Source organism: Micromonospora sp. NPDC048839, from assembly GCF_040649915.1.
Classification (GTDB): Bacteria; Actinomycetota; Actinomycetes; order Mycobacteriales; family Micromonosporaceae; genus Micromonospora.
This window is the reverse complement of sequence record NZ_JBEZGL010000013.1, coordinates 121,761-146,691: the sequence shown is the minus strand read 5'-3', so window position 1 is coordinate 146,691 and position 24,931 is coordinate 121,761. Positions and strand designations below refer to the sequence as shown.

Annotated in this window: 25 protein-coding genes and 1 pseudogene; 14 read left to right on the top strand and 12 right to left on the bottom strand. The window is 72.6% G+C overall.

Annotated elements, in window-relative coordinates:
- Nucleotides 1-72: 72 nt before the first annotated feature.
- From AB0C25_RS24055 to AB0C25_RS24045, 3 genes are all read right to left on the bottom strand, one after another.
- On the bottom strand, nt 73-1,497 hold the full coding sequence (locus AB0C25_RS24055; RefSeq protein ID WP_357376489.1) for a DUF234 domain-containing protein: 1,425 nt from the start codon (nt 1,495-1,497) through the stop codon (nt 73-75).
- A 103-nt stretch (nt 1,498-1,600) separates the two neighbouring features.
- Nucleotides 1,601-2,386 (bottom strand): response regulator transcription factor, encoded by a 786-nt coding sequence (locus AB0C25_RS24050; RefSeq protein WP_357376537.1) that lies wholly within the window; start codon nt 2,384-2,386, stop codon nt 1,601-1,603.
- A gap of 80 nt (nt 2,387-2,466) precedes the next feature.
- A complete protein-coding gene (locus AB0C25_RS24045) occupies nt 2,467-3,720 on the bottom strand; it encodes a histidine kinase (RefSeq protein WP_357376488.1) in 1,254 nt (417 codons plus the stop codon).
- Nucleotides 3,721-3,852: 132 nt separating this feature from the next.
- On the opposite strand from AB0C25_RS24045, the gene AB0C25_RS24040 reads away from it, so the two are divergent.
- Genes AB0C25_RS24040 through AB0C25_RS24025 form a run of 4 tightly spaced genes read left to right on the top strand, consistent with a single transcriptional unit; the run spans nt 3,853 to nt 6,891 of the window.
- Entirely contained in the window at nt 3,853-4,749 is an 897-nt protein-coding gene (locus AB0C25_RS24040; protein WP_357376487.1) for an ATP-binding cassette domain-containing protein, read from the top strand.
- A complete protein-coding gene (locus AB0C25_RS24035) occupies nt 4,746-5,543 on the top strand; it encodes an ABC transporter permease (RefSeq protein WP_357376486.1) in 798 nt (265 codons plus the stop codon). The genes AB0C25_RS24040 and AB0C25_RS24035 overlap by 4 nt, the downstream gene beginning before the upstream one ends.
- A gap of 2 nt (nt 5,544-5,545) precedes the next feature.
- Nucleotides 5,546-6,295: a hypothetical protein gene (locus AB0C25_RS24030; RefSeq protein ID WP_357376485.1), complete on the top strand. Its 750-nt coding sequence runs from the start codon at nt 5,546-5,548 to the stop codon at nt 6,293-6,295.
- A gap of 32 nt (nt 6,296-6,327) precedes the next feature.
- Nucleotides 6,328-6,891, top strand: a complete 564-nt coding sequence (locus AB0C25_RS24025) for a heme-binding protein (protein ID WP_357376484.1) — start codon at nt 6,328-6,330, stop codon at nt 6,889-6,891.
- A 10-nt stretch (nt 6,892-6,901) separates the two neighbouring features.
- Here AB0C25_RS24025 and AB0C25_RS24020 read toward each other — a convergent pair whose 3' ends face one another.
- The 3 genes from AB0C25_RS24020 to AB0C25_RS24010 are packed head-to-tail and all read right to left on the bottom strand — an operon-like array spanning nt 6,902 to nt 11,133.
- The gene (locus AB0C25_RS24020) at nt 6,902-7,900 is read right to left on the bottom strand and encodes a hypothetical protein (RefSeq protein WP_357376483.1); all 999 of its coding nucleotides are present in this window, start codon (nt 7,898-7,900) and stop codon (nt 6,902-6,904) included.
- A 48-nt stretch (nt 7,901-7,948) separates the two neighbouring features.
- Entirely contained in the window at nt 7,949-10,378 is a 2,430-nt protein-coding gene (locus tag AB0C25_RS24015; protein WP_357376482.1) for an ABC transporter permease, read from the bottom strand.
- Nucleotides 10,372-11,133 carry an ABC transporter ATP-binding protein gene (locus AB0C25_RS24010; RefSeq protein ID WP_357376481.1) on the bottom strand — a complete coding sequence of 254 codons (762 nt, stop codon included), beginning with the start codon at nt 11,131-11,133 and terminating at the stop codon, nt 10,372-10,374. Before AB0C25_RS24010 ends, AB0C25_RS24015 begins: the two co-directional genes overlap by 7 nt.
- Before the next feature lie 169 nt (nt 11,134-11,302).
- On the opposite strand from AB0C25_RS24010, the gene AB0C25_RS24005 reads away from it, so the two are divergent.
- From AB0C25_RS24005 to AB0C25_RS23995, 3 genes are read left to right on the top strand one after another with little or no spacing between them, the layout of a single operon-like run.
- Nucleotides 11,303-12,460: a sensor histidine kinase gene (locus tag AB0C25_RS24005; protein WP_357376480.1), complete on the top strand. Its 1,158-nt coding sequence runs from the start codon at nt 11,303-11,305 to the stop codon at nt 12,458-12,460.
- A complete protein-coding gene (locus tag AB0C25_RS24000; protein ID WP_357376479.1) occupies nt 12,457-13,125 on the top strand; it encodes a response regulator transcription factor in 669 nt (222 codons plus the stop codon). The genes AB0C25_RS24005 and AB0C25_RS24000 overlap by 4 nt, the downstream gene beginning before the upstream one ends.
- A gap of 28 nt (nt 13,126-13,153) precedes the next feature.
- The gene (locus tag AB0C25_RS23995) at nt 13,154-13,693 is read left to right on the top strand and encodes a DUF1697 domain-containing protein (RefSeq protein ID WP_357376478.1); all 540 of its coding nucleotides are present in this window, start codon (nt 13,154-13,156) and stop codon (nt 13,691-13,693) included.
- Between the two features lie 32 nt (nt 13,694-13,725).
- On the opposite strand, the gene AB0C25_RS23990 is transcribed toward AB0C25_RS23995, so the two are convergent.
- Together AB0C25_RS23990 and AB0C25_RS23985 are read right to left on the bottom strand one after the other, a co-directional pair.
- A complete protein-coding gene (locus AB0C25_RS23990) occupies nt 13,726-14,703 on the bottom strand; it encodes an MBL fold metallo-hydrolase (protein WP_357376477.1) in 978 nt (325 codons plus the stop codon).
- A gap of 153 nt (nt 14,704-14,856) precedes the next feature.
- On the bottom strand, nt 14,857-15,789 hold the full coding sequence (locus AB0C25_RS23985; RefSeq protein WP_357376476.1) for a serine hydrolase: 933 nt from the start codon (nt 15,787-15,789) through the stop codon (nt 14,857-14,859).
- Between the two features lie 51 nt (nt 15,790-15,840).
- Here AB0C25_RS23985 and AB0C25_RS23980 point away from each other — a divergent pair, with 51 nt between their 5' ends.
- Nucleotides 15,841-16,800 (top strand): LysR family transcriptional regulator, encoded by a 960-nt coding sequence (locus tag AB0C25_RS23980; protein ID WP_357376475.1) that lies wholly within the window; start codon nt 15,841-15,843, stop codon nt 16,798-16,800.
- Between the two features lie 99 nt (nt 16,801-16,899).
- Nucleotides 16,900-17,751, top strand: coding sequence for an aldo/keto reductase (locus AB0C25_RS23975; protein ID WP_357376474.1), 852 nt, complete (start codon nt 16,900-16,902; stop codon nt 17,749-17,751).
- 68 nt (nt 17,752-17,819) lie between these two features.
- Here AB0C25_RS23975 and AB0C25_RS23970 read toward each other — a convergent pair whose 3' ends face one another.
- Nucleotides 17,820-18,662 (bottom strand): helix-turn-helix transcriptional regulator, encoded by an 843-nt coding sequence (locus AB0C25_RS23970; protein ID WP_357376473.1) that lies wholly within the window; start codon nt 18,660-18,662, stop codon nt 17,820-17,822.
- Nucleotides 18,663-18,764: 102 nt separating this feature from the next.
- On the opposite strand from AB0C25_RS23970, the gene AB0C25_RS23965 reads away from it, so the two are divergent.
- Together AB0C25_RS23965 and AB0C25_RS23960 are read left to right on the top strand one after the other, a co-directional pair.
- Nucleotides 18,765-19,517 (top strand): SDR family oxidoreductase, encoded by a 753-nt coding sequence (locus tag AB0C25_RS23965; protein ID WP_357376472.1) that lies wholly within the window; start codon nt 18,765-18,767, stop codon nt 19,515-19,517.
- Nucleotides 19,518-19,600: 83 nt separating this feature from the next.
- Nucleotides 19,601-20,587: an aldo/keto reductase gene (locus AB0C25_RS23960; protein WP_357376471.1), complete on the top strand. Its 987-nt coding sequence runs from the start codon at nt 19,601-19,603 to the stop codon at nt 20,585-20,587.
- A gap of 25 nt (nt 20,588-20,612) precedes the next feature.
- Here AB0C25_RS23960 and AB0C25_RS23955 read toward each other — a convergent pair whose 3' ends face one another.
- Nucleotides 20,613-21,128: a GNAT family N-acetyltransferase gene (locus tag AB0C25_RS23955; protein ID WP_357376470.1), complete on the bottom strand. Its 516-nt coding sequence runs from the start codon at nt 21,126-21,128 to the stop codon at nt 20,613-20,615.
- A gap of 156 nt (nt 21,129-21,284) precedes the next feature.
- Between AB0C25_RS23955 and AB0C25_RS23950 the strand changes: the two genes are divergently transcribed.
- Together AB0C25_RS23950 and AB0C25_RS23945 are read left to right on the top strand one after the other, a co-directional pair.
- Entirely contained in the window at nt 21,285-22,298 is a 1,014-nt protein-coding gene (locus AB0C25_RS23950; protein ID WP_357376469.1) for an ATP-binding cassette domain-containing protein, read from the top strand.
- The gene (locus AB0C25_RS23945) at nt 22,295-23,152 is read left to right on the top strand and encodes an ABC transporter permease (protein ID WP_357376468.1); all 858 of its coding nucleotides are present in this window, start codon (nt 22,295-22,297) and stop codon (nt 23,150-23,152) included. The genes AB0C25_RS23950 and AB0C25_RS23945 overlap by 4 nt, the downstream gene beginning before the upstream one ends.
- Before the next feature lie 100 nt (nt 23,153-23,252).
- On the opposite strand, the gene AB0C25_RS23940 is transcribed toward AB0C25_RS23945, so the two are convergent.
- Nucleotides 23,253-23,744 carry an SgcJ/EcaC family oxidoreductase gene (locus AB0C25_RS23940; protein ID WP_357376467.1) on the bottom strand — a complete coding sequence of 164 codons (492 nt, stop codon included), beginning with the start codon at nt 23,742-23,744 and terminating at the stop codon, nt 23,253-23,255.
- Nucleotides 23,745-23,832: 88 nt separating this feature from the next.
- Here AB0C25_RS23940 and AB0C25_RS23935 point away from each other — a divergent pair, with 88 nt between their 5' ends.
- Complete coding sequence (locus tag AB0C25_RS23935) at nt 23,833-24,273, top strand: MarR family transcriptional regulator (protein ID WP_357376466.1); 441 nt, start codon at nt 23,833-23,835, stop codon at nt 24,271-24,273.
- 4 nt (nt 24,274-24,277) lie between these two features.
- On the opposite strand, the pseudogene AB0C25_RS23930 reads toward AB0C25_RS23935, so the two are convergent.
- Nucleotides 24,278-24,931 (bottom strand): annotated as a pseudogene (locus AB0C25_RS23930) (ATPase); the annotation flags it as partial.

Genomic DNA, 24,931 nt, shown 5'->3' with positions numbered 1-24,931 from the left:
CTCGGCAGCGGTACGGCGGACTCACCGCACCGACATCCTCGGCAATGGGTACGGCCGGCACCCGACGAAAGTTCAATCCCGGTACGCGCGAAGCAGATCCTCCGGCGACAGAACGTGTACCCCGTCGACGGCGGCGCCGCTGCGCGCCACGGCAAGGGTGGGTACCGACTCGTCGGCACCCGGCAGCTGGGACCGGTGCAGGAGCAGCCGGCCGAGGTCGTGCGCGTCGAACGGCCGGCTCTCCTGCCATTTGATCGACCCGACGAAGGTGATGCGCCGCGCGACGGGCTCCAGGTCAGCACCGACGATGTCAATTTCCGGATCGTTTGTCCGGGTCCAATAGCCACCGACCGTCGCTGCCTCCGCCGGCAGGTGCTCGCTGGGTAGCCGGCGCAGTGCCTCGCGAACGACGGGTTCGATGGCCCGCCCTCGCCAGGACGTCCAGGACCGAAGGATCCGGGCCAGGGTCAGATCACCCCGCCCCCGCTCGATCTCGGAGAGGTGCGGCCCCAGGAACGACAGCCAGAAGCGCAGGTACGGATCAGCCACCGTATACCGGGTTTCCCGCGACGGCCTGGTGGACAGCGGAACGGTGACCTCCACGGCCCGCTTCTGCGTCAGCAGGCGCAGGGCGCGGTTGAGAGACGCCTGCGGAAGATCCCCCGCCGCGCGGGAGATCAGCGAGAAGGTCCGCTCACCGGAGCCGATGGCCCGCAGCACCAGGCCCGCCTGGGACTGGGGCGGGAACTCCGCAGCCAGCGCCCGTTCGCCGCTGACCAACAGGGCCGAGGTCGGATCCCGTACGGCGTCGGCCAGATAGTCATGCACCGACACGCCGGTCGGCCACTCGTCGAGGATCAGCGGCAAACCACCGGACACCAGGTAGGCGTCGAACGCGTCGGCGGCGGACAGGTCCAGCATGTCGCGAACGTCGGCCGGGCTCAACGGCGGGATGACCATCTCGGTGGCCCGCTGGTGGAACGGCCGGCCGTAGTCGTTCAGGGCCTCCATCATCGCCAGGTCCGATCCGACACAGATCAGCAGGACCGGCCGTCGGGAAAGCTCACGATCGAAGATCTTCTGCAGTGTCCCCTCGAAGCCCGGGTCACCCGCGATGAGGTACGGCATCTCATCGAGGACCACGACGCTCGGCCGGTCGGCCGGCAACGCGGCGGCGAGCAGGCTCAGCGCGGCATCCCACGTCTGTGGTTGCTGCTCGCGAAGTAGCTGTGCGTCCGGCAGCGTCGAGGCTGCCGCCTCCTCCACGAAGAGTGCGAGGTCGGCGGCGACGCTCGGCTGCGCGGAGGCGGTGAAGAAGAGGTACGGCACCTCGGCCCGCTCCACGAACTCCTCGACAAGCCGGGACTTGCCTACCCGTCGGCGGCCACGCATGAGGAGTGCGCGACCTGGTCGGCCGGCTCTGCCGCCCCGTTGCACCCGAGCGAGCATGCCGCTCAGGAGCGTGAGCTCACGGTCCCGTCCGACAAATCCATCCACGATCACTCCTGACACAACCAAGAATGAAACAACCAAGAATGAGTGTAACCTCATCCGTGTTGTCGCGATCGACAGATGGTGTCGGGGCATCCCCGCGGCGGGCTCAGACCAGGCCGGCGTCGTGCACGAGCAGGGCCACCTGGACCCGGTTGTTCAGGTCGAGCCGGGTCAGCAGCCGCGAGACGTACGCCTTCACCGTCGCCACACTCATGAACAGCTCCCCCGCGATCTCCGCGTTGGTCTGGCCTCGCCCGAGGGCGACCGCCACCTGCCGCTCCCGTTCACTGAGCCCGCTGAGCAACCGCAGCGCCCGCTCCCGGCGCGGGTCCGGACCGACCGGGACGGGCGTGGCGGCTGTCACGTGGGCGATCAGCTTCCGGGTCACCGTCGGGGAGAGCGTCGCCTCACCGGCCGCCACCCGCCGCACGGCGTGCACGATCTCCGCCGGCGGGGTGTCCTTGAGCAGGAATCCGGCCGCCCCGGCGCGCAGCGCCCGCAGTACCTGCTCGTCGGCGTCGAAGGTGGTCAACACCAACACCTCCGGCGGGTGCGGCTGGGCGCGCAGCGCCTCGGTGGCGGTCAACCCGTCCACCCGGGGCATCCGGATGTCCATCAGCACCACGTCCGGGGCGTACGCGGCGACCGCGGCGGGCACCTCGCCGCCGTCGGCCGCCTCGCCGACCACGGTCAGGTCCGGCAGGCCGCCGAGGATCATCGAGAGGCCGGCCCGGACCAGGGCGTCGTCGTCCACGATCAACACGCGCACCGACGGCACGGCCGACTCCGGCCCCGACGGCCCGGTCCCGCCCGACGGCCCGGTCCCGCCCGACGGCCCGGTCACGCCCGACGGTCCGGCCACGCCCGAGGGCCCGGTCCCGCCCGACGGCACGGCCGACTCCGGCCCCGACGGCCCGGCCACGCCCGACGGCCCGGCCACGCCCGACGGCCCGGTCCCGCCCGACGGCCCGGTCACGCCGGCCACGGCAGCCAGGCGGCCAGCCGGAAGTCGCCCGCGTCGTCCCGGCCGTAGGCCAGCCGGCCGCCGGCCAACGTGACGCGCTCGCTGATGCCCACCAGGCCGGTGCCGGCGCCCGGCAGCGTGCCCCCGGGCGGCGCGCCGACCGGCCACCGGTTGCCGATCGCCACGGTCAGACCATCGCCCGGCCCGCCGGCCACGTCCACGGTGACGGCCGCGCCGGCCGCGTGCTTGCGGGCGTTGGTCAGCCCCTCCTGCACGATCCGGTACGCGGCCCGGCCCAGCGCCGCCGGCACCTCCCCGGACCGGTCGACGATGTCGCTGACGTTGACGTTGACGCCGGCCGAGCGTGACTCGGCGATCAGGGCCGGCAGGTCGGCGAGGGTCGGCTGGGGCGGCTCCGGGGCGTCGACGTCGTGGTCGCCCTCGGCGCGGAGCACCCCGATCACCTCCCGCAGGTCCTGTAGGGCGGCGTGTGCGCTGCCCCGGATCACCCCGGCCGCGCGGGCCACCTCGTCGGCCGGCGCGTCCGGGCGGAACTCCAACGCCCCGGCGTGCAGGCTGAGCAGCGAGATCCGGTGGGCCAGCACGTCGTGCATCTCCCGGGCGATGCGGGTGCGTTCGAGGTGGCGGGCCTGGGCGACGCGGAGCTGCTGCTCGGCCTCGGCCCGCTCGGCCCGCTCGCGCAGCGACACGATCAACTGCCGACGGGCGCGGACGAACATCCCCCAGGCCAGCACCGCGAGACTGAGCACCACACCCCAGGACGTGGTCTCCCAGTACGACATGTTCGGGTCCGGACGCACCCAACTGAAGACCAGGTTGGTGACGAGGCCGGCGCCGGTGACCGCGATCGCGACGGCCGTCCGTCGGTGCACCACCACGGTGAAGTAGAAGATCAGCAGCGGAATGGCGGCGGCCAACGCGAACATGGTCAGCGGTGCCGTGGCCACGATCAGCCCGAGGGGCCACCGTCGGCGCACCCAGAGCAGACCGCAGCAGACCAGACCGAGCAGTGCGTCCACGCCGGTCATCCAGTCGTGCGGCAGCGGGATCGCCATCGCCGGATCCGGCGACAGGGCGTCTGCGGTGACGAACAGCACCCAGAGCAGGCCAGCCAGGAACGCGAGGCTGTCCACGATCCAGTCGCGGGTGGTGCGGCGCGGACGCCTACGCCCCTGGTCGGCCGGCACCACCAGCTCCCCCGGCAGCAGCCAGGGGTGCTCCGGGACGGCGAGGCTGGTCACGGCCCCATGCTAGGCAGCCGACGGGCACCACGACCAGCTACCAAAGTCGAGACCCGAACGTCGACCAAGGTCGGCGCGGCACCGACCGGCGGCCGCAGCGGAGGGCCGGGCGGCACGGGCAGGCTCAACCGCATGATCACGGTAGAGAACCTCACCAAGCGATACGGGCCACACCCGGCCGTGGACGATGTCTCGTTCCAGTGCGAGCCGGGCACCGTCACCGGCTTCCTCGGCCCCAACGGCGCCGGCAAGTCCACCACCATGCGGATGATCTGCGGCCTCACCGCGCCGACCGCCGGCCGGGCCACCGTCTCCGGGCACCTGTACCGGGAGCTGCCCAACCCCGGGCGGGAGGTCGGGGTGCTGCTGGACGCCTCCGCCCAGCACGCCGGGCGCACCGGGCGTGAGGCGTTGACGCTGTCCGCGTACACCATGGGTCTGCACCGGCGCGAGGTCGCCGCGAAGCTCGACCTGGTCGGGTTGAACGCGGTGGCGGCGAAGCGTCGGGTACGGGCGTACTCGTTGGGCATGCGCCAGCGGCTCGGCCTAGCGCAGGCGCTGCTCGGCGACCCTCGGGTGCTGATCCTCGACGAGCCGGCCAACGGCCTGGACCCGGAGGGGATCTTCTGGATGCGCGGCCTGCTGCGCGACTTCGCCGACCGGGGCGGCACCGTGCTGCTCTCCTCCCACCTGCTGCGCGAGGTGGAGGCGGTCGCGGACCGGCTGGTGGTGATCGGGGGTGGCCGGATCGTGGCCCAGGGCGACAAGAACGAGCTGCTGGCCGGTGGCGGCACGGTGGTACGGGCCCGTGACGTCGCGGCGCTGCGTCGCGCGCTGGACGCGGCCAACCTGACCACCGCCGACAGCTCGGAGGGGCTGCTCGTGCAGGCCGACGCCGAGGCGGTCGGCCAGGCCGCCGCCGATGCCGGCGTCGCGCTGGCCGAGCTGCGCCCCGCCAGCGGCGGCGGCCTCGAACAGCTCTTCCTCACCCTGACCGCCGGCGAATCGACCAAGGAGGCCGTCCGATGACCACCACCACCGCGCCCGCCGCCGGCGCTGTCGCGCCCCGGCAGCACACCCCGATACGCCGGCCGTCGCTGCTCCGCCTCACCGCCGTCGAGCTGCGCAAGCTCGTCGACACCCGGGCCGGCCGCTGGCTGCTGATCACCATCGCCCTGGCCACCGCCGTGATCGTCACCCTGCAACTGATCTACGCCGGCGACGCCGACCAGACCTTCCTCAACTTCTTCGTCCCCTCGCTGCTGCCGGTGTCGGTGCTGCTACCGGTGCTGGGCATCCTGTCGATCACCAGCGAGTGGTCGCAGCGGACCGCCCTCACCACGTACGCCCTGGTGCCCCGCCGGGAGCGGGTGGTCGCCGCGAAGCTGGTCGCGGTGATGCTCACCGCGCTCGCCTCGGTGCTGACCAGCCTCGCCGTCGCCGCCGTCGGCACGCTTGTGGCCTCCGCCACCGGCGGCGCGGGCACCTGGGAGATCGACTGGTCGCTGTTGCTGAACGCGGGTGTCCTCCAGGTCACCAGCGTGCTGATGGGCGCCGCCTTCGGCCTGCTGCTGCTCAACCCGCCGCTGGCGATCGTCGGCTACCTGCTGCTGCCCACCCTCTGGGGCGTGCTCGGCGAGATGGTCAAGCCGCTGCGCGGCCCGTCCGAGTGGCTGGACACCAGCAAGACCATGGAACCACTGTTCAGCAGCGACGCCGTCACCGGCGAGCAGTGGGGGCGGGTCGTGGTGTCCCTGCTGGTCTGGATGGTCCTCCCGCTGGCCGCCGGTCTGTTCCGGACGCTGCGTCGCGAGGTGTCCTGACCATGGACATGTCCGGCGACCGGCCCCGCACCGTGGTCAGCGGCGGCGCGAGCGAACTGGCGGTCCTGTGGGGCGCATTCCCGCTGCTCGGCGGGGGGGCCGGCTGGCTGCTCGCGGCGACGACCGGCTGGCTCACCCGGCTCCCCTGGGTGCCGTTCGGTGACCTGGTCGAGTGGCTGGACCGGCTGCCCGAGCCGCAGGCCACCCTCGGCGCGGTCGGGGTGGGTGTCCTGGCCGGCCTGGTCGTCGCCGGGATCGGTACCGCCGAACGGCTGATCGTCACCGTCGACGCGGCGCAGGTCCGGCTGCGCCGCTCCGACCAGGACCGCGCCGTCGCACGCGTCGACACCCGGGTGGCCTTCCTGGCCGACAAGCACCTGGTGCTGCTCGACGGCGACGGCGCGGAACTGGTCCGCGAGTCGACGGACCTGCCGGCCGCCCGACTGGCGGAGGCGTTCCGCACGCACGGCTGGAGCTGGGCGGACGACGATCCGCACCGGTCGGCGTACCGGCTGTGGGTGCCGGACCTGCCCGGACTGCCCGCGGGCGCGGACGCGCTGCTGCGTGCCCGCGAACGGGCGATCGAGCGGGACCGCCGCGACGACGCCCGGGAGTTGCGCCGGGAGCTGGGTCTGCTCGGGGTGGTGCTGCGCGACGAGGGCAAGCGGCAGTACTGGCGGTTGACCACCCGGGCGGTCGCCCCGGGGCCGGAGCAGCCGACTTCGGCCGAGCGGAAGCCGGACGAGCGGTAGCGTCTGTCCCAGGAGATCCTGGGAGCCGCGCGATGACCGAACAGCAGCCGTACCGGGTGGTGTCCCGACACCCCGGTTTCGAACTGCGTCGGTACCCGGCCCACCTGGTGGCCGAGATGCAGATCCAGGCGTCGTTCACCCGGGCGCCCATCGAGGCGTTCCGGCCGTTGGCCGCGTACCTCGGCGGCGCCAACCGAACCCGACAACCGATCGGGACGGCCGCGCCGGCGAGGCCCGTGGCCAGCGGTTCGGAGAAGATCGCGATGACCGTCCCGGTGGTCCAGGTGGAGGGTGAGCGGCCGGGCGCGTACCTGATCCAGTTCGTCATGCCCGCCGTCTTCACCGCCGCCACCCTGCCCGAGCCGGTCGACCCGAGGGTGCGGACCCGCGAGGTGCCGGGGCAACTGGCGGCGGCGACGCGGTTCTCCGGGCGGTGGACGGAGCAGGCGTTCGGCCAACGCGCCACCATGCTCGGCCGCTCGGTCACCGCGGCCGGGCTGCAACCTACGGGAGCGATCCGGTACGCGCGCTTCGACCTGCCGTGGAAGCCGTGGTTCCTGCGCCGCAACGAGGTCGTGCTGCCGGTCGTCGAGTGAGCCGGTCGGGCTACCGGCGGTCGTCGAGCAAGCTACGGCGGTTGTCGGCGGTCGGCCAGGCCAGCAGCAGGGACATCCCAAGCCCGGAGAGCAGCCCGCACAGCGAGACCAGCAGGTCGGAGTCGGCCGCGTTGATCGGGCTGTTGCCGGCCAGCGCGGTGAACGTCGCCCCGATCGGCAGCAGAACCAGCATCGGGATGGCCGTGACCAGCAGGAACGCCAACGGTCCCACGAAGGCGGCGAGGGCGGCCAGCGCGTGGTGCCGCCAGATCGGCCGACCGCCCGGCCAGTCCCAGGCCAGCAGGGTGACCCCGGTGAGCAGCACGGCGCCGAGGGCCATCTCCGGCAGGAGTCGCGTCCCGGGCGGGACGGCCCGGACCAGCCCCACACCGAGCAACGCCACCACGGCGAGGCCGACCGCCAGCCCGACGCGGGACACCGACCGCGCCGGGGCCGCCGCCAGCGCGGCAGCGACGGACAGGACGACGAGCAGCGCCGCGGTGGCCAGGGCGCCCTGGTTCAGTTCCGGCTCCCGGTCCGTCGGTGACTCGATGCCGGCCGCCACGATCGTCAACACGCCGGCCACACACGCCGCGCCGGTCAGGACCTTCCGATCGGCGGCTGGGGGCAGCCCGCGTTCCCAGCCCACCAGGACCACCGCCAGTACTCCGAGCACCGCGCAACCACCGACGGCGAGCAGCACCGTCGCCGGGACACCGATCGGGTCGATCCGGTCGATCGCGAGGTCGGCGGCAACCCAGCAGCCGCCGAGCACCACAGCCGTCCGGCTCCAGGACCGAAGACCCCGACCGGCCAGCACCAGCCCGACCGCCACCGCCATGATCGCCATGAACCGCAGGTCGCGCGCCCAGTAGGCGTTGTTGCCCGGCAGGCGCTCCGACCACGGGCCGATCGGCTCGGTCAGCGGTTGCAGCACGGTCACGCCGAACGCCCAGAGCACGACGGCGACGGCGGAGAGCAGCAGCCCGACCGGCCGCGCGAATCGCATCCGTGGACCGTAGCGGCCCGGCCGCTCCCCCGGGGGGCGGGAACGCGCTCATCCGGCGACCCCGACCGGTGACCGCGCGGGGCGGTGACGCAGCATCCGCCACGTCGGCAGCACGCTCGCCAGCGCCGCGAGCAGCAGGCACAGCCCCACCACACCGACGATCACCGACCACGGCACCACCAGGTCGACAGGGGCACCGACCTGCGCGGCGAGGCCGGCGCGGATGCTGAGCAGACCGACGAACGCGACCACCCCACCGAGCAGCGCGCCGATCAGCACCACCAGGGCGGACTCGGCCGTCACCAACCAGATCACCTGCCGCCGGGTCGCCCCGGCCATCCGGATCAGCCGCAGGTCGGCGGCCCGGCCGGCGGCGGCCAGCAGCAGCGTGTTCGCCACCGCGATGGCACCGTAGCCGGCCGACACACCGATCAGCAGCAGGGTGAAGAGCCAGACGAGGCGGTCCTCGGCGGCGTCCGCCTCGGCCGCCCAGGTGGCGACGTCGACGATCCGCGCGCCGAGCGGAGGATCGATCCGGTCCCGGACGTACACCGTGGACGTCAGGGCCGACGGGTCGTGCGTACGCACCACCGCCCGGGGCACGAGCAGGTCGCCGGGGAGCGAGTCCTCGGTGACCACGGCGACGACGCGCAGCGACACCAGTTCCCCGTCGGCGAAGACCACCGCGTACGGCTCGGACGGCCGCAGGTTCGCCGCGGCGGTCACCACCACCGTGTCGTCGCCGCGCAGGTCGTCGAGCGAGCCGGCGACGACGGTGAGCGCCCGGTTCGCGGCGGCGAAGCCGGCCGGATCCACACCGAGCGCGGTCAGTGGCCGGTCCGCCGGCGGCGTCGCGGGGTCGGTACGGAAGACCGTGGTCGGCAGGAGGGCGGTGCCATTGGTCGCGGCGACGGCCTGGTCCGACAGACCGGGTGCCCGGTCGGGCAACACGATCCAGCCGGCGTTGACGTTGTCCGCCCGCCCTGCCGCCCAGGCGGCGGTGCTGGTCCGCACCATCCCGGACACCAGCACCGCGAAGGCGACGGTGAGCAGCACCGGGGCGGCCGTGGACGCGGTCCGCCGGGTCGCGGTCAACGCCCCGCCCCGGACCAGCATCCCGATCGCTCCACCGCGCCGCCGGATCGGAGACCGCAGCAGTCGCACCACCGGCCCGACCACCGCCGGGGAGAGCACTGTGGCACCGGCCACCAGCGCCATCACCGCGTACAGGGCGTACTGCGCACCGACGCGGGCCTCGTCGGCCGTCGCCGTCCCGACGCTGAGCGCGACCCCCGCGGCGACGAGCAGCGCGCCGGTGGCGACCCGCAGCCGCCCGATCGGTCGCTGCTCCACCGCCGCCTCGCGCAACGCCTCCAACGGTCGAACCCGCGCCGCCCGGCGCGACGCCGACCAGACGGCCAGCAGCGCGATCACCGGCCCGGCGACGAGCGAGAGCACGATCGGCCACGGGGTGTAGCGCACCCGGAAGGTCGATGGTTCGAAGCCGACCTCGACGAGCAGCCGGCCCAGGACCGGGGCGAGCGCCGCGCCCACCAGCAGGCCGACGAGCCCCGCCGAGGCACCGACGACGAGCGCGTCGACGGACACCATGCGGCGGACCTGGCGTCCGGTGGCGCCGACGGCGCGGAGCAGGCCCAGCTCACGGCGGCGCTGCGCGATGGTGAACGCGAAGGTGGAGGCGACCACGAAGATCGTGACGAAGCCGGCGAGGGCCGCCGTGGCGGTGAGCACCTGCATGCCGATCCAGCGGGTGCGGGCGTCGTTGCGCGGCTCCAGCGCGCCACGTGCGTCGCCGGTCAGCACCCGCCCGTCCGGGCCGACGACACCGCGTGCCGCCGCGGCGACCCGCTCGGGATCGGTCCCCGGCGCGAGCACCAGCCCGACGGCCCGGACGCCGGGCGCGAGCGCGGCGGCCACCTCGTCCGCGACCTGGACGCCGGGCGCGTCGACCAGACCGGTCACGGTGTACGGCTCCGGTCCCGCCGCGGTGAGCAGGGTTACCGGCGTACCGGTACGCAGCCCGAGCGCGCGGTCGACGACCACCTCGCCGGGCCGGCGGGGCGGCTCGCCGGCCGTCAGGCGCAGTCCGCCCAGTTGGGCGCTGGACCAGCCGTGTCCCTGGTGGGCGTCCTCCCGCCCGGTGTCGGCACGCGAGGGTCGGCCGTCGATGAGCGGCTGGGCGTAGAAGGTCCGATCCGGCACCGCCGCCGTGACGCCGGGCAGGGCGGCCAGCCGGTCGACGAGTCCCGCCGTCGCGGTGGCGGACCAGGGCCGGGTCGGCAGGAACTCGTCGGCCGACGCGCCCCCCTCGGGGCTCTGCACCACGACCGCGGCCCGCGCGAGCCGGTCCGGCACCTGTGGACGGCCGGAGGCGAGCAGCAGGGTGGCCGCCGCGACAAGCGTGACGCCGATGGCGACGGCCACGAACGCGCTTGCCGACCGCCGGATGCTCAGCACGACCGCTCCGCAGGCGTCGTCGCGAGCGTCTCCCGCTCGGCGATCCGAGCGGCGACGACCGCGGCGGTGATCCCGCCGTCCAGCTCGTCGACGACGCGGCCGTCGGCGAGCAGCAGGACCCGGTCGGCGTACGCGGCGGCGGCCGGATCGTGGGTCACCATCACCACCGTCTGCCCGTGGTCGTCGACGAGTGCACGCAGCAGCCGGAGCACCTGACGGGACGCCGCACTGTCCAGTGCGCCGGTCGGCTCGTCGGCGAAGACCACCGCCGGACGGGTGATCACCGCGCGGGCCACGGCGACGCGTTGCTGTTCGCCGCCGGACAACTCACTCGGCCGGTGCCCGGCCCGGTCGGCCAGGCCCACGGCGTCGAGCGCCGCGGTCACGTCCCGGGCCGGTGGGCGACGGCCGGCCAGGCGCAACGGCAGCTCGACGTTCTGCGCGGCGGTCAGTGTGGACACCAGGTTGAACGCCTGGAACACGAAGCCGATCCGGTCGCGCCGTAACCGGGTCAGCTCGTCCTCGCCGAGGTCGTTCAGGCGCGTGCCGTCGATCGTGACGACGCCCTCGGTCGGGCTGTCCAGCCCCGCCGCGCAGTGCAGCAGGGTGGACTTCCCCGAGCCCGAGGGGCCCATCACCGCCGTGAACGTGCCGCTCGCGAAGCTGGTGCTCACGCCGTCGAGCGCCGTCACCCGCCGGGTTCCGGTGCCGTACACCGCGCGCAGCCCCGTCAGGCTCACCGTGTCTGTGGTCATGACCACCACGGTGCCGGTTTCCCGGGGTGTCGCGCGTCGTGCCCAAGCGGGCACTTTGTTGCCCTCCCCCGGGTGGACGTGGCGGCCCGGAAACACCGGCCCGTCGTCCTCGGTGATGACCACCCACGGGTGGACGCGGCCGACCCGGCCGACCGATACGGTCGGACAGGTGACCACCCTCCTGCTGACCCGGCGACTGCGGCCGGTGGACCTGTACCTGGTGGACGCCGTGCTCGCCCTGTCCGTCGGTGGGTTGCTCTGCCCGTACGCGGCGTTGGCGTCGCCGCTGCACGGTGGCGTACGCGAGCCGCTCTGGGTGTCCGTGCTCGTCGGGCTCGCCCTCGGCCTGCCGTTGGCCGTCCGACGCCGGTGGCCGATGACTGTCGCCGTGGTGATCAGCGCCGGCACCACCGGGGCGCTTGTCACCGGGGTGATTCCCAACTTCGCCGCCGCCGCGCCGGCGTTCGCCATCGGCCTGTCCTTCTACACGGTGGCCGTGTCGACGGCCACGCGTCGGTCGGTGCTCTGCGCGGCCGGTTGTCTCGCCCTGGTCAGCGTCGGCCTGGTGCTGACCGCGGGTGACCTGTGGTCGCGGGCCGGGGGCGTCGCCTACGCGGCCGTCATGATCACGCCCGCCTGGTTGATCGGCTGGCTGCTGCGCGAGCGGCGCGCCCTCGCCGCCCGGCAGAGTGACCAACTGATCCGTCAGACCGCCACGGAGGAACGACTGCGGGTGGCGCGCGAGCTGCACGACGTGGTCGCGCACACGCTGAGCCTCATCGTGGTGAAGGCGGCCGTCGCCAACCACGTCGCCGAGGCCGATCCGCAGGAGGCGGGAGCCGCCCTGCGGGTGATCGAGGAGACCGGCCGCAACGCCCTCACCGACGTCCGTCGGGTGCTCGGTGTCCTGCGTGAGGGCACCCCGTACGCGCCGACGCCCGGCCTGGACGAGCTGCCCGCGCTCGCCCGGCAGGCGGCGATCGGCGGCGTCGACGTCCGGCTCGACGTCCGACGCGAGGAACCGGACGGCGCGGTACCCGAGTCGGTGGCCCTCGCGGCGTACCGGATCGTGCAGGAGGCGGTGACGAACGTGGTGAAGCACGCGGCGCCTGCCGCCTGCCGGGCCCTGGTGACCGTCACTCCCGACGAGGTGCGGGTGGAGGTGACCGACGACGGCCAGCGTCCGGTCCTGCTCGGCGGGGAGGGCCACGGGTTGATCGGCATGCGGGAACGGGTGGCGTTGCACGGCGGGGAGTTCCGGGCCGGGCCGCGCTCCGACGGGGGCTTCGCGGTGACGGCCAGCCTGCCCTACCGGGTGGCCGCGTGATCCGGGTGCTGATCGCCGACGACCAGGCGCTGCTGCGCGGCAGTTTCCGGCTGCTCGTCGATCTCGCCGGGGACTGCACGACGGTGGGCGAGGCGGGCACCGGCGTGGAGGCGGTCGCGCTGACCGGCCAGCATCGTCCGGACGTGGTGCTGATGGATGTCCGGATGCCGGAGATGGACGGCATCGAGGCGACCCGGCGGATCTGCGCCGACCCGGCGACGGCCGGCACCCGGGTCATCATCCTGACCACGTTCGACCTGGACGAGTACGTCTACGGTGCGCTGCGTGCCGGCGCCAGCGGGTTCCTGCTGAAGGACACCCCACCGGCGGATCTGCTGGCCGGGATCCGGGTCGTCGCCGCCGGTGAGGGGCTGCTCGCGCCGACGGTGACCCGCCGGCTGATCGACGAGTTCGCCCGGCGGGCGGAGCCGACCCGGCCGTTGCCACGCCACCTGGACGGGGTGACCGAGCGGGAACGAGAGGTGCTCACGTTGATCGCCCGTGGGCTGTCCAACGCGGAGTTGGCCACGCGGCTCAACCTCAGCCCGGCGACGGTCAAGACGCACGTCGGGCGGTTGTTGACCAAGCTGGGGGTGCGCGACCGGGCGCAACTGGTCATCGTGGCCTACGAGACGGGTCTGGTGGGGCCGAGCGGCCTACGCTGAGCCAGTCGATCCGCACCGAGGAGGAGCAATGACCCGGTACGTCGCCCTGTTGCGCGGGGTCAACGTCGGTACCACCCGGCTGGCGATGGCCGATCTGCGCCGGATCGTCACCGACCTCGGGCACGAGGACGTCAAGACGTACCTGCAGAGCGGCAATGTGGCCTTCGGCAGCAGCGAGCGCGACGCGGCGAAGCTGGCCGCCGGAATCGAGCGGGCGCTCGCCGACGAGCTGGCGTTGACCGTGCCGGTGCTGGTGCGCAGCGGTCGGGAGTTGGCTGCGGTGGTCGCCGGCAACCCGTACGCCGATCGGGAGGACGACCCGACCCGGCTGCTGGTGGCCTTCCTCGCGACCGCTCCGACGAAGTCCACGGTGGACGGTCTGGTCGTACCCGGTGGGGAGAACGTGTCGTTCACGGTGACCGGTCGCGAGGTCTTCCTGCACTTCGTCGACGGCGGTTACGGGCGGTCGAAGTTCACCAACGCGTACCTGGAGAAGAAGCTCGGCGTGGTGGCCACCACCCGCAACTGGAAGTCGGTGCGCGCCCTGGCGGAGCTGGCCGCCGGCTGACCGGGCGGGCGCGGGCGCCCGCCCGGACCCGGTCAGAAGTGGTACGCGGTCTCGTACTCGGGCACCAGCACCCGGCTGCGCGGCGAGATCCGGCGCACCGCCGCGATCATCTCGGTCAACCGGGCGCGGTCGGTGTCGGCGACCGTCGGCGGGTTCTCCAGCGGCGTCTCGAAGTTGTCGTAGTGCACCGGCACGATGACCTTCGGATAGTCGAGGCCGGCCAGCAGCCGGGGCAGGTAGTCGCCGGTGGTGGTGGCGCTCTGCATGGCCACCATCGCCACGTCGGGCGACAGGCCGGTGAGGTTGCGCTCGGCGACGTCGCTGGCCCCGGTGAAGTAGACCGACGGGCCGCCGTCGACCCGCAGCAGATAGCCGAGCGTGTCCCCCTCCGGCAGGTCCGCGATCGTCGCCGGCTGCGGCGGCTGGGTCACCCGCACCCCCGGAAAGGCCACCGAGTACGACGGGTTGCGGCTGTGCAGCGAGCCGACCACCTCCACGCTGTGGTCCCCGAAGTCCAACACCTCCCCACCCTTCACGGCGCTGAGCTGCGTCGACGGCAACCCGTAGGCCAACCCCAGGTGGTACGCGGTGAGCGTGCCGAACACCCGTGCGCCGGTGCGCTTGGCGATGTGGGGCACGTCCATGAAGTGGTCCCAGTGCGTGTGCGTGACAAGCACCGTCATGGCCCTGTCGACGCGCGGATCGATCAGGTCGGCGCGCACGGTCAACGGGGTGGCCGTCTGGAACGCGCCGGTGAACAGCCCGGTGTCGATCCGGCTGAGGAACGGGTCGACGAGGACCGTGCGGTCGGAGATGTCGACGCGCCAGCCGGCCGTACCCCACCAACGGAAGCTGACCGCGCCCCTGCGGCGGGCGGTCGGGGTGGGTGCGGCGGCCGGGGTGGCGGCCTGCGCCGGGGTGGCGGCGCCGGCGGCGAGGCCCCCGGCGGAGACGAGTGCGGTGGTGGCGGCGGCGTCACGCAGGAAGCGACGGCGGTCGAGACTGGGCATGCGAATCTGCTCCCGTGGTCGGGCTGTTTGTCGACCACGAGCCAACCAGCGCCACCGGGTCCCGGTCCAAGATCGAAGGCGGTCGGCTCCCATACGCCAGCGGATATCGGGCCAGCTCAGGGGCGGCCCACCGAGGTTGCGGCGGGTGCGAAATCAGTCGCCGCGCAACGCCTCGACGGCCGTGCGGGCGGCCTCCCCCATCGCCAGGTCCACATCGATGCGGCGCGAGGCCAACCGGTCCGCGCGGGCGAAGACGGCTATCGCGTACCGGCCGCCGTCGGGGTATTCGGCGACGCCGGCCTCCAGGTGCAGGCCGGGCAGGGTGCCGGTCTTGCCGGAGACCCGGACGCCGGGCGGAAACCCGGCAGCCAGCCGGGTCCAGAAGATCTGCCGGGCCATCCAGGCGCGGACCATCGCGCACGCCGCCGCCGGACCGGCCTCGTCCCGCCAGATCAGTGTGAGCAACCGGGTGATCTCCCGGGCTGTGCTGGAGGTGGTGTGGGCGGGGTCGAAGACCCGCATGGCCCGGACCCGGTCCGCCGGCAACGTGGGGAAGATCCGGGCGAACTCCGCCTCGGTCCGCGCGCCCACGTCGGTGAGCATCGTCTCGACGAGGTCCCGGGGACCGCCGAGGACACGGGTACGGGTCAACCCCAGCTCGGCGGCGAGCATCGGCAGCAGATCCGGGCCGACCCGACGCAGCAGCAGGTCGGCGGCCGTGTTGTCGGTGACCGACATGGCGAAGTACGCGAGGTCGCGCAGCGACACCTCGGCGTCGTCGGCGCAACCGGCCAGGCCCCACCCGCCGAGCCGGTCGGCGGCGGTGACCAGGACCCGTTCGGTGGGGTCCAGTTGACCGGCCTCGACCTGCCGGGCGAACTCCAGCACCAGCAGGATCTTGAAGATCGAGGCGATCACCACCTGCTCGTCGGCCCGCACCCCGACCTCCGGACCGCCACCGACGCCAACGCCGACACCGTCGTCGTCGCCGACGGTCAGGTCCACGGCGTCCAGGTCGACGGCGTGCAGGCTGGCCGTCACCCCCACGGTGGCGAAGATGGCCTCGATGCGCTCGCTGACGTCCACGCCAGCACGGTATCCAGCGGCAGCGGGCCGGCGCTGGCGTAGGGTCCGGCCGTGGATCTGCTCCGGCACCTGCGGCACTTCGTGGTGGTCGCCCACGAGTTGCACTTCGGGCGGGCCGCCGAGCTGCTCGGGATGGCCCAGCCGCCGCTGAGCCAGTCGATCCAGCGCCTGGAACGGGAGCTGACCGTCGAGTTGTTCGACAGGTCCCGCCGCCAGGTACGCCTCACCACGGCCGGTGAGCTGCTCCTCGGCGAGGCGGAGGAGCTGCTCGCGGGTGCGGGTCGGCTGCGCAGCCTGATGGGGCAGGTCCGCGCCGGTGAGCTGGGCGTACTCCGGGCCGGGGTGCCGCCGGAGACGCCCGCGGTGACGCTGCGCTCGCTGCTGGACGGGCTCACCACCCGGGCGCCCGGCCTGGACGTGGAGCTGCACGAGCTGACCACCGCCGAGCAGGCCCGGATGCTCGGCGAGCGGACGCTGGACGTGGGGCTGGTGCACCACCCGGTGACGGCGGACGGGCTACGTTTCGGTACTCCGGTGGACGTACCCCTCGGGGTGTTGCTGCCGCGCGCCTCGCCGCTGGCCCGCGACCGCTCGGTGGCGCTGGCGTCGCTGGCCGATCTGGATCTGGTGACCGCGCCCCGGGCGACCGCGCCCGGCTGGCACGACCACCTGTTGACGGTGTGCCGGCAGCACGGTTGGCGACCGGCCCGGGTCCGGCCGGCCCGCAACCCGGAGTTCCTCTTCGGGCTGGTGCTCGCCGGTGGCGCGGTGGCCGTGGAACCGGCGACGGTGGCGCGTCGGGAACCCCGGATCGCCTGGCGGCCGATCACCGGCGCGTCGCTGGTCCGGCGCACCTCGGCGGCGTGGCCGGACCGGTCGGCGCACCCGGCGGCGCCGATGTTCGGGCAGCTCGCCGCCGAGGTGCTGGCCGACGCCGAGCCCGTCGCGCCCGCGCCGGCGTCGGTGCCGGCGGCCCGGCCCTGGCCGGTGATCTTCGACACGACCGGGTGAACAGATCTTGCGTTGCACTCGTCACGCCGGATTGGCCGGTGAATCACCTTTCGCTCGGGTATGGATGACAGGCAACGAAGACGACGCGAAGGAGCCGCAATGGCCAACACCATTCCCGACATCAGCCTGAACGACGGCACCACCATTCCGCAGCTCGGCTTCGGCGTGTTCCAGATCGAGCCGAAGGACACCGTCGCGGCGGTGACGACGGCCCTGGAGACGGGCTACCGGCACATCGACACCGCCGAGATGTACGGCAACGAGGCCGAGGTCGGCGAGGCGGTTCGCGTGTCCGGCCTCGACCGGGGTTCGGTCTACGTGACGAGCAAGCTGAACAACGCCTTCCACCGCCCCGACGACGCCCGCCGGGCGTTCGACTCGACGCTCGCGGCGCTGAAGATGGACTACATCGACCTGTTCCTGATCCACTGGCCGCTGCCGACCCTGTACGACGGTGACTACGTCTCGACCTGGAAGGTGCTGGAGGAGTTCCAGCGCGACGGCCGCGCCCGTTCGATCGGCGTGTCGAACTTCCAGGTGGCACACCTGGAGCGGCTGGCCGACGAGGCGAGCGTGGTGCCGGCGGTGAACCAGATCGAGGTGCACCCGTACTTCACCAACGACGAGGTCCGCGCCTACGGCCGCGCGCACAACATCCTCACCGAGGCGTGGTCGCCGATCGCGCAGGGCAAGGTGCTCGACGACCCGACGGTGATCGACATCGCCGGGCAGCTCGACCGGACTCCGGCGCAGGTGGTGCTCCGCTGGCACGTGCAGCGCGGCGACATCATCTTCCCGAAGTCGACCACCCCGAAGCGGATCGAGGAGAACACCCGGATCTTCGACTTCGAGCTGGACGACGCGGCGATGGAGCGGATCACCAGCCTGGACAAGGGCGAGGCCGGGCGGACCGGCCCGAACCCGGACACCTTCGCCTACCTGCCCAACTGACGCTCGAATGATGGTGATGCCGCTCAGTCATCAAGATGACTGAGCGGCATCACGCTCGCCCGTGGGGTTCACGAGCCCACGCGCTCGGCGATCCGGCGGAACACCGCGTGGGTCGGCGATCCGGGCTCGGCAACGTAGACGATCATCCGCTGGTCGGTCTCCGGCACCAGCAGGACACGGCACTCGAACTCCAACGGCCCCAGGTCGGGGTGCGGCACCCGCTTGACGACCGGGCGGCGTTCCTCGACGTCGTGTTCGGCCCAGAGCCGGGCGAACCGGGGCGAGGTGCCGAGCAGTTCGGTGACCAGTTCGCGGATCGCCGGATCGGCCGGGTAGCGCCCGTAGGCGGCCCGCAGGTCAGCCACCGTGCTGCGCACGAAGCGGAGCACCTCGGCATCGGTCCAGTGCGCGCCGGTCGCCGGCTGCCGGAACGTCCACCGGATCATGTTGCGGTCCGCGTCGGGCACGGCCGCGAGATCCCCCACGAAGTACGTGGCAAGCCGGTTCCAGGCCAGCACGTGGTACGCGGCGTCGACGAGGTACGCCGGAGTCTCGGTCATGGCGTCGAGCAGGTGCTGCAGGCCGGGCGGCACCTCCCGGCTCGGCCCACGCACCGGCGTCGGGTTCTCCCCGGCGATCCGGAACAGGTACTCGCGCTCGTCGCGGCTCAGCAGCAGCGCCCGCGCCATCGCGGCGAGCACCTGCCGGGACGGGTGCGGCCCCCGGCCCTGCTCCAGCCGGATGTAGTAGTCGATCGACATCCCGGCGAGCTGGGCCACCTCCTGTCGGCGAAGGCCGGGGGTGCGCCGGCGTACCCCGTCGGGGAGGCCGACCTCGGCGGGGCGCAGCCGGGCACGGCGGGTGCGCAGGAACGCCGCCAGTTCGTCCCGCCGCAGACCGCTGCTCGTCATGCCTCCAGCATGCCCCGGACCGGGTCCGCGAGGGTGGTACCGCCGGTCCCAGCCTCGGCCCGTCTCTCCCCCGGAGCCGCCGTCGGGGACAGGCTCGACGGCATGACGAACATGATCGCCCTGATCACCGGGGCCAACAAGGGGATCGGCTTCGCCACCGCCCGGCAGCTCGGCGCCCTCGGAATGACCGTGCTGGTCGGTGCCCGCGACGCCGAGCGCGGCCGGACAGCGGAACGGGAGCTGCGCGACGGCGGCGCGGACGCGCGGTTCGTGCCGCTGGACGTCACCGACGCCGAGTCGGTGGCCGCTGCCGCGAAACTGGTGGAGACGGAGTACGGCCGGTTGGACGTGCTCGTCAACAACGCCGGCATCATCCTCGCCGACGCAGAGCGGGGGCTGCCCAGCGAGACGACGGTAACGACGCTGCGCGGGGTGTACGAGACGAACGTGTTCGGGGTGGCGACGGTGACCAACGCGCTGCTGCCGCTGCTGCGCCGGGCACCGGCGGCCCGGATCGTCAACGTCTCCAGCGAGGTCGGCTCGATCGCGGTGATGACCGACCCGGCGAGCGCGCTGTTCGCGTTGACCTCCGTGCCGTACCCGTCGTCGAAGGCGGCGCTGAACATGCTCACCGCCATGTACGCCAAGGAGCTGCGGGACTCCCCGATCAAGGTGAACGCGGCCAACCCGGGCTACTGCGCCACCGACCTGAACGGCAACAACGGCTTCCGCACCGCCGAGCAGGGCGCCGAGGTGAGCACGCACCTGGCGACGTTGCCGGCCGACGGCCCGAGCGGGCTGCTCTGGGGCTTCCAGATGGATGCCGGCGGTGGCTACGGCGTACTGCCCTGGTGACCGAGCGCTTGACCTGGAGCGCACTCCAGCCGTCAGGGTGATCCGCAGGCGCCCACCGGCAGGGCGCACGGAAGGAGATCCCCATGCGGTACCGCACGATCGGCACCGACCCGGCAACCCGGCGCAAGGTCAGCGTGCTCAGCCTCGGGGCCATGCTGTTCGGCAGCGCCACCGACGAGGCCACCTCGTACGCGATCCTCGACCGGTACGTCGAGGCCGGCGGCACGTTCATCGACACGTCGGACAACTACGCGTTCTGGGTGGACGGCGGGCAGGGCGGGCAGAGTGAGGAGCTGCTCGGCCGGTGGCGGCGCAGCCGAGGCGTCGGCGCCGAGATCGTCGTCGCCACCAAGCTGGGTGCCCGACCGCTGGCCCCGGGGACCAGCTATCTGGACAACGCCGAGGGCCTGTCGGCGAAGGTGATCCGCGAGTCGGCGGAGCGCAGCCGGGAACGGCTCGGGGTGGAGCGGCTGGACCTGCTCTACGCGCACATCGAGGACCGGACCGTGCCGCTCCACGAAACTGTGGAGGGCTTCGCCGAGCTGGTCGCCGAGGGCACGGTGGGTCTGCTGGGCGCCAGCAACCACCGGGCCTGGCGGGTGGAGCGGGCCCGCGCGTTGGCCGCCGCCGCCGGCCTGCCCGGGTACGAGGTGCTCCAGTACCACCGCAGTTACCTGCCGAACCGCACCGACCTGATCAGCGAACTGGACCCGGACGGCGAGCCGGGCGGCGTCGGCGGTGACCTGCTCAGCTACCTGCGTGCCGAGCCCGAGCTGACCCTGGTGGCGTACTCGCCGCTGCTCAAGGGGGCGTTCACCCGGGCCGACAAGCCGCTCGGCTCGGCGTACGACCTGCCGAGCGCGCCCCGGCGACTGGCCGCGCTGCGGGACGTGGCCGGGCAGAGCGGCGCGACCGTCAACCAGGTGGTGCTCGCCTGGTTGCTGGGCGGGGCCCTGCCGTCCATCCCGCTGGTGGGCGCCTCCTCGGTGGCCCAACTGGAGGAGAGCCTGGCGGCGGTCGACCTGGAGCTGACCGCCGAGCAACGGCACCGCCTCGACACCACCTGGTGACCTGTCACCGGCCGCCCCGCCGACCTCAGCTCGCGGTCGGTGGGGCGGTCAGGTCGAGCTGCCAGTCGTTGGCACGCATCAGGTGCCCCGGCGGGTATTCGAAGCTGGTCTCACCGAGCAGCGTGAACCCGGCCCTGCGGCAGACCGCGTTCGAGGCGGCGTTGTCGACCGACGGGTAGGCGTGGGCGTGGCGGTGGGTCCGCCGAGCGCGGGCCACGTCGACCACCGCGCGCACCGCGGCGGTGGCCAACCCCTGCCCCCGGTACGCGGGCAGCACCGCCCAGCCCATCTCGTAGACCTGCTGCTCCCGCCACTGCCGGGACCAGTAGGCGACGCTGCCCACCCGCGCGCCGTCTGGCAGGACCATGACGAACATGCAACCCTGGCCGTCGTCGGCGAAGTGCACGTATCGCTCGTGCCGGGCGAGCACCTGCTCGTCGGTCTCCGGGCCGCCGGTGTGCTTGCGCGTCTCCGGGGTGTTGAGCCGCCGCAGCAGGTCGAGGTCCTCCTCGCGCCACGGGTCGATGCGTACCTGAGCCATCCCATTCCCCTGTCCGTCGACCCCCCAGTCAAGCCGATCCCCGCCGACATTCCGCCCCGAAACGCCGCCCGCTAGATCTGATCTAGCGGGCGGCCGACCTCCATCTCGCGCCTTACGGGTGGCAGGCCAACCCGTACACCTCGAAAGGTACGAATCATGAGTAGACGCACCACCGGCCTGGCCATCGAGGCCGAGGGACTGACCCGCTCGTTCGGGGACACCAAGGCCCTGGCCGGCATGGACCTCCAGGTGCCCGCCGGCACCGTCTACGGTCTGCTCGGTCCGAACGGGGCGGGCAAGACCACAGCAGTCCGGGTGCTCGCGACGTTGCTGCGCCCGGACGGGGGCTCGGCCCGGGTGTTCGGGCACGACGTGGTCACCGATGCCGACAAGGTCCGTTCCCGGGTCAGCCTCACCGGCCAGTACGCCTCCGTCGACGAGGACCTGACCGGTACGGAGAACCTGGTGCTCCTCGCCCGCCTGCTCGGCCTGCGTAAGCCGGCCGCCCGGGAGCGCGCGGCGGCACTGCTCGCCGCGTTCGGTCTGACCGAGGCGAGTGACCGCCAGGTGAAGAAGTACTCGGGTGGGATGCGGCGACGCATCGACATCGCCGCGAGCATCCTCAACACCCCCGATCTGCTCTTCCTCGACGAGCCGACGACGGGCCTCGACCCGCGCAGCCGCAACCAGGTGTGGGAGATCGTCCGGGCGGTGGTGTCGCACGGCACGACGGTGCTGCTGACCACCCAGTACCTCGACGAGGCCGACCAGCTCGCCGGGCGGATCGCGGTCGTCGACCACGGCCGGGTGATCGCCGAGGGCACCCCGGGTGAACTGAAGTCGTCGATCGGCTCCGGCACGGTCCACCTGCGACTGCGCGATCCGGGTCAGCGCCCGGAGGCGGAGAAGCTGCTCCGGGAGGCACTCGGCGTGCCGGTGCAGCTCGCCGCCGATCCGGTGGCGTTGACCGCCCGGGTCGGTGAGGCCGGCACCGACCTCGATGCCAGCGCCCAGGCCTCTCGCGCGCTCGGCGAGCTGGCCCGTGCCGGCATCGTCGTGGACAACTTCTCCCTCGGTCAGCCGAGCCTGGACGAGGTCTTCCTGGCCCTGACCGATCACCCGGCCGTGCCGGCCGACGAGCGCGACAACGAGCTGGAGGCGGCCCGATGAGCGACACCACGACCACCACGACCGAACGGGCGCCGACGGTCTACGTCCCCTCCGCCGAGGCGCTGGCGACGGTGCTCGCGCCCGGTGCCCGACCGCCTCGACCGAGCGCGCTCGGCGCGTCGCTCACCTTCGGCTGGCGGGCCATGCTGAAGATCAAGCACGTGCCGGAGCAGCTCTTCGACGTGACCGCGTTCCCGATCATCATGGTGCTGATGTTCACGTACCTGTTCGGCGGCGCCCTCGCCGGCAGCCCGCGCGAGTACCTGCAGTTCTTCCTGCCCGGCATCATGGTGACAAGCGTCGTGATGATCACCATGTACACGGGTATCGGCCTCAACACCGACATCGAGAAGGGCATCTTCGACAGGTTCCGGACGCTGCCCGTCTGGCGTCCCGCGGCCCTGGTCGGCATGATCTTCGGCGACGTGCTGCGTTACATCCTCGCCGCCGTGGTGATCCTGGGCCTGGGGCTGGTGCTCGGGTTCCGCCCCGCCGGCGGGGTGGTCGGCGCGGCCGTCGGGATCGGGCTGCTGGTGGTCTTCTCGTTCGCGTTCTCCTGGGTGTGGACGTTCTTCGGGCTGATCCTGCGCAGCGAGAAGTCGGTGATGGGGGTCAGCATGATGGTGCTGTTCCCGCTGACGTTCCTGAGCAACGTCTTCGTCGATCCGAGCACCATGCCCGGCTGGCTCCAGGCGTTCGTGAAGGTCAACCCGGTGACGCAGCTGGTGGCCGCGATCCGCGGGGCGATGAGCGGCGAGTCGGATCCGACGGCCACGATGTGGCTGCTGCTCTGGAGCGCCGGCTTCCTGCTCGTCTTCGGCACCCTGACCATGTACCGGTACAACCGCCGCTGACAGTCCCCACCTCCGTCGCCCCGCACCCGCGATCGTGCATTTTCTGTGGTTGGTCGGCCCGTAACGGGCGCTGAAAGTGCACGATCGCGGGGCGGGACGGTCACGTTCCGACCGGAGCCCGGCCCATCCCGAGGCGGCGTGCGACGTGGCCGACGGTCTGGGCCATCCGGGAGGGCATCGATTCCGGGGCCGGGATCTGCACCGGACGCACCCTCCCGTTGTGCAGTGCCGTAAAGAGCCAGCCGTGACCGGTGCGCACGGCGACCAGCGTCTGCCGGGACAGGCGTCGTTTCGGCAGCTTGGACCGCCAGGGCATCAATACCGAGGCGGTGCCGTGGATGATCGCCGCCCCGGGAGCTATGTGCCGGATCGACTCGATGTCTCCGACGAGCGCCGATCCGGCGAGAACGCCCCGGAAGAGCCGGTCGTGAGCGTTCTGCATGTCTCGTCGCCCGACGGCATGCGTTCCGTCGTAGGAGACGTAGTCGGAGTCCTCGGTGAAGCAGGCGCCGTATGCGACTGCGTCGTTGTCAGTCCAGGCCCGCATGAGCCGGCCGAACAGTTCCCTGAGTTCGCGGTCATCGACTGTCATTTCGCCCTCCCGGACTGATATCATTTCGACTGCCGAAGACTACGATAGCAGAAGGTTTCGAATGTCGAAGGATAGGTTGATCCATGACGTGGCGGTGCAGGTGCGACTGCTCCAACAGAGCTTCGACACGTTCGAGGAGGCTGCTGCCGCTCAGCTCAGGCTCAATCGCACCGACCTTCGCGCGATGGATCTCGTGTTAGCCAACGGCGGTCCGATGTCGGCGGGGCAACTCACCGGCGCCCTCAGGCTGAGCCCAGCAGCGACCACCACGGTCATCGACCGGCTGGAGCGGGTCGGCCTGGTCAGCCGCACCCGGGACTCCGAGAACCGACGGCGGGTCCTGGTCACCGCCACGGACGCCGCCCGCGCTATCGAACAGGAGGTCTATCTTCCCGTCGGCACCGCCGGGAGACAGGCCCTCGAGCGGTACGACGAAGATCAGCTCGCGACGATCCTGGACTTTTTGCGGACCGCCAGCCGGGTGCAGGAAGAACAAGCGGTACGGGTCAGGGGTGCCCTCCCCGATTGACCGGCTAGAGCCGCCAGGGCAGTGGCTCGGGGGGCAGGTAGCGGCAGGCGTTGCCGGTGGAGACGGATTCGCGCAGGTGACTGGCGAGCGCCGGGTGGCGGTCGTCGAGCTTGCGCAGCGTGTCCCGGATCCGCGCGGTCACCGTCTTGCGAGCCCGCTCGGCCTCGTCGCCCAGCCGGCGGCTCCGGCCGGCCAGCCCCGCTGCCACCCGCAGCTCGTCGAGCAACGCACCCCGTTCACTGTCCAGCGCGGCCACCCTGCGGTCGTCGTCGCGTGCGGCGGCCCGGTCGATCTCCTCGTCGAGACGTGCCAGGTGTTGCCGGTAACGGGCCTTCGCCTCGTCGTCGAGGACGGGATCGGCACCCATCCGGCGGGCGGCGATCAGCTCCGGGCCGGCGGCCGGGTCGAGCAGCTCCACCGCCGGCACGTCGGTGCCCGGCCGGCTCAGCAGCAGGTGCAGGTCGCGCAGGCCCTTGGCGTCGGGCAGGTGCACCACCGACCCGGCGTACCCGAGTTGCCAGACCGGACCGTCGCGCCGAAACTCGTACCCCTCGCCGGCTGGCTTGTCCGCCGCGGCCCGGCCGGACGAGGAAGCCGGGCCTGGCCCGGCATTGACCGGCCCGCCGCTCTGACCCGGCGCGGCAAGCGGGCCTGGCCC

Coding starts and splice junctions, on each gene's coding strand:
- AB0C25_RS24040 (WP_357376487.1), top strand. CDS start 3,853: ATGATCACGGTAGAGAACCTCACCAAGCGATACGGGCCACACCCGGCC.
- AB0C25_RS24035 (WP_357376486.1), top strand. CDS start 4,746: ATGACCACCACCACCGCGCCCGCCGCCGGCGCTGTCGCGCCCCGGCAG.
- AB0C25_RS24030 (WP_357376485.1), top strand. CDS start 5,546: ATGGACATGTCCGGCGACCGGCCCCGCACCGTGGTCAGCGGCGGCGCG.
- AB0C25_RS24025 (WP_357376484.1), top strand. CDS start 6,328: ATGACCGAACAGCAGCCGTACCGGGTGGTGTCCCGACACCCCGGTTTC.
- AB0C25_RS24020 (WP_357376483.1), bottom strand. CDS start 7,900: ATGCGATTCGCGCGGCCGGTCGGGCTGCTGCTCTCCGCCGTCGCCGTC.
- AB0C25_RS24010 (WP_357376481.1), bottom strand. CDS start 11,133: ATGACCACAGACACGGTGAGCCTGACGGGGCTGCGCGCGGTGTACGGC.
- AB0C25_RS23995 (WP_357376478.1), top strand. CDS start 13,154: ATGACCCGGTACGTCGCCCTGTTGCGCGGGGTCAACGTCGGTACCACC.
- AB0C25_RS23990 (WP_357376477.1), bottom strand. CDS start 14,703: ATGCCCAGTCTCGACCGCCGTCGCTTCCTGCGTGACGCCGCCGCCACC.
- AB0C25_RS23975 (WP_357376474.1), top strand. CDS start 16,900: ATGGCCAACACCATTCCCGACATCAGCCTGAACGACGGCACCACCATT.
- AB0C25_RS23970 (WP_357376473.1), bottom strand. CDS start 18,662: ATGACGAGCAGCGGTCTGCGGCGGGACGAACTGGCGGCGTTCCTGCGC.
- AB0C25_RS23965 (WP_357376472.1), top strand. CDS start 18,765: ATGACGAACATGATCGCCCTGATCACCGGGGCCAACAAGGGGATCGGC.
- AB0C25_RS23960 (WP_357376471.1), top strand. CDS start 19,601: ATGCGGTACCGCACGATCGGCACCGACCCGGCAACCCGGCGCAAGGTC.
- AB0C25_RS23955 (WP_357376470.1), bottom strand. CDS start 21,128: ATGGCTCAGGTACGCATCGACCCGTGGCGCGAGGAGGACCTCGACCTG.
- AB0C25_RS23950 (WP_357376469.1), top strand. CDS start 21,285: ATGAGTAGACGCACCACCGGCCTGGCCATCGAGGCCGAGGGACTGACC.
- AB0C25_RS23945 (WP_357376468.1), top strand. CDS start 22,295: ATGAGCGACACCACGACCACCACGACCGAACGGGCGCCGACGGTCTAC.
- AB0C25_RS23940 (WP_357376467.1), bottom strand. CDS start 23,744: ATGACAGTCGATGACCGCGAACTCAGGGAACTGTTCGGCCGGCTCATG.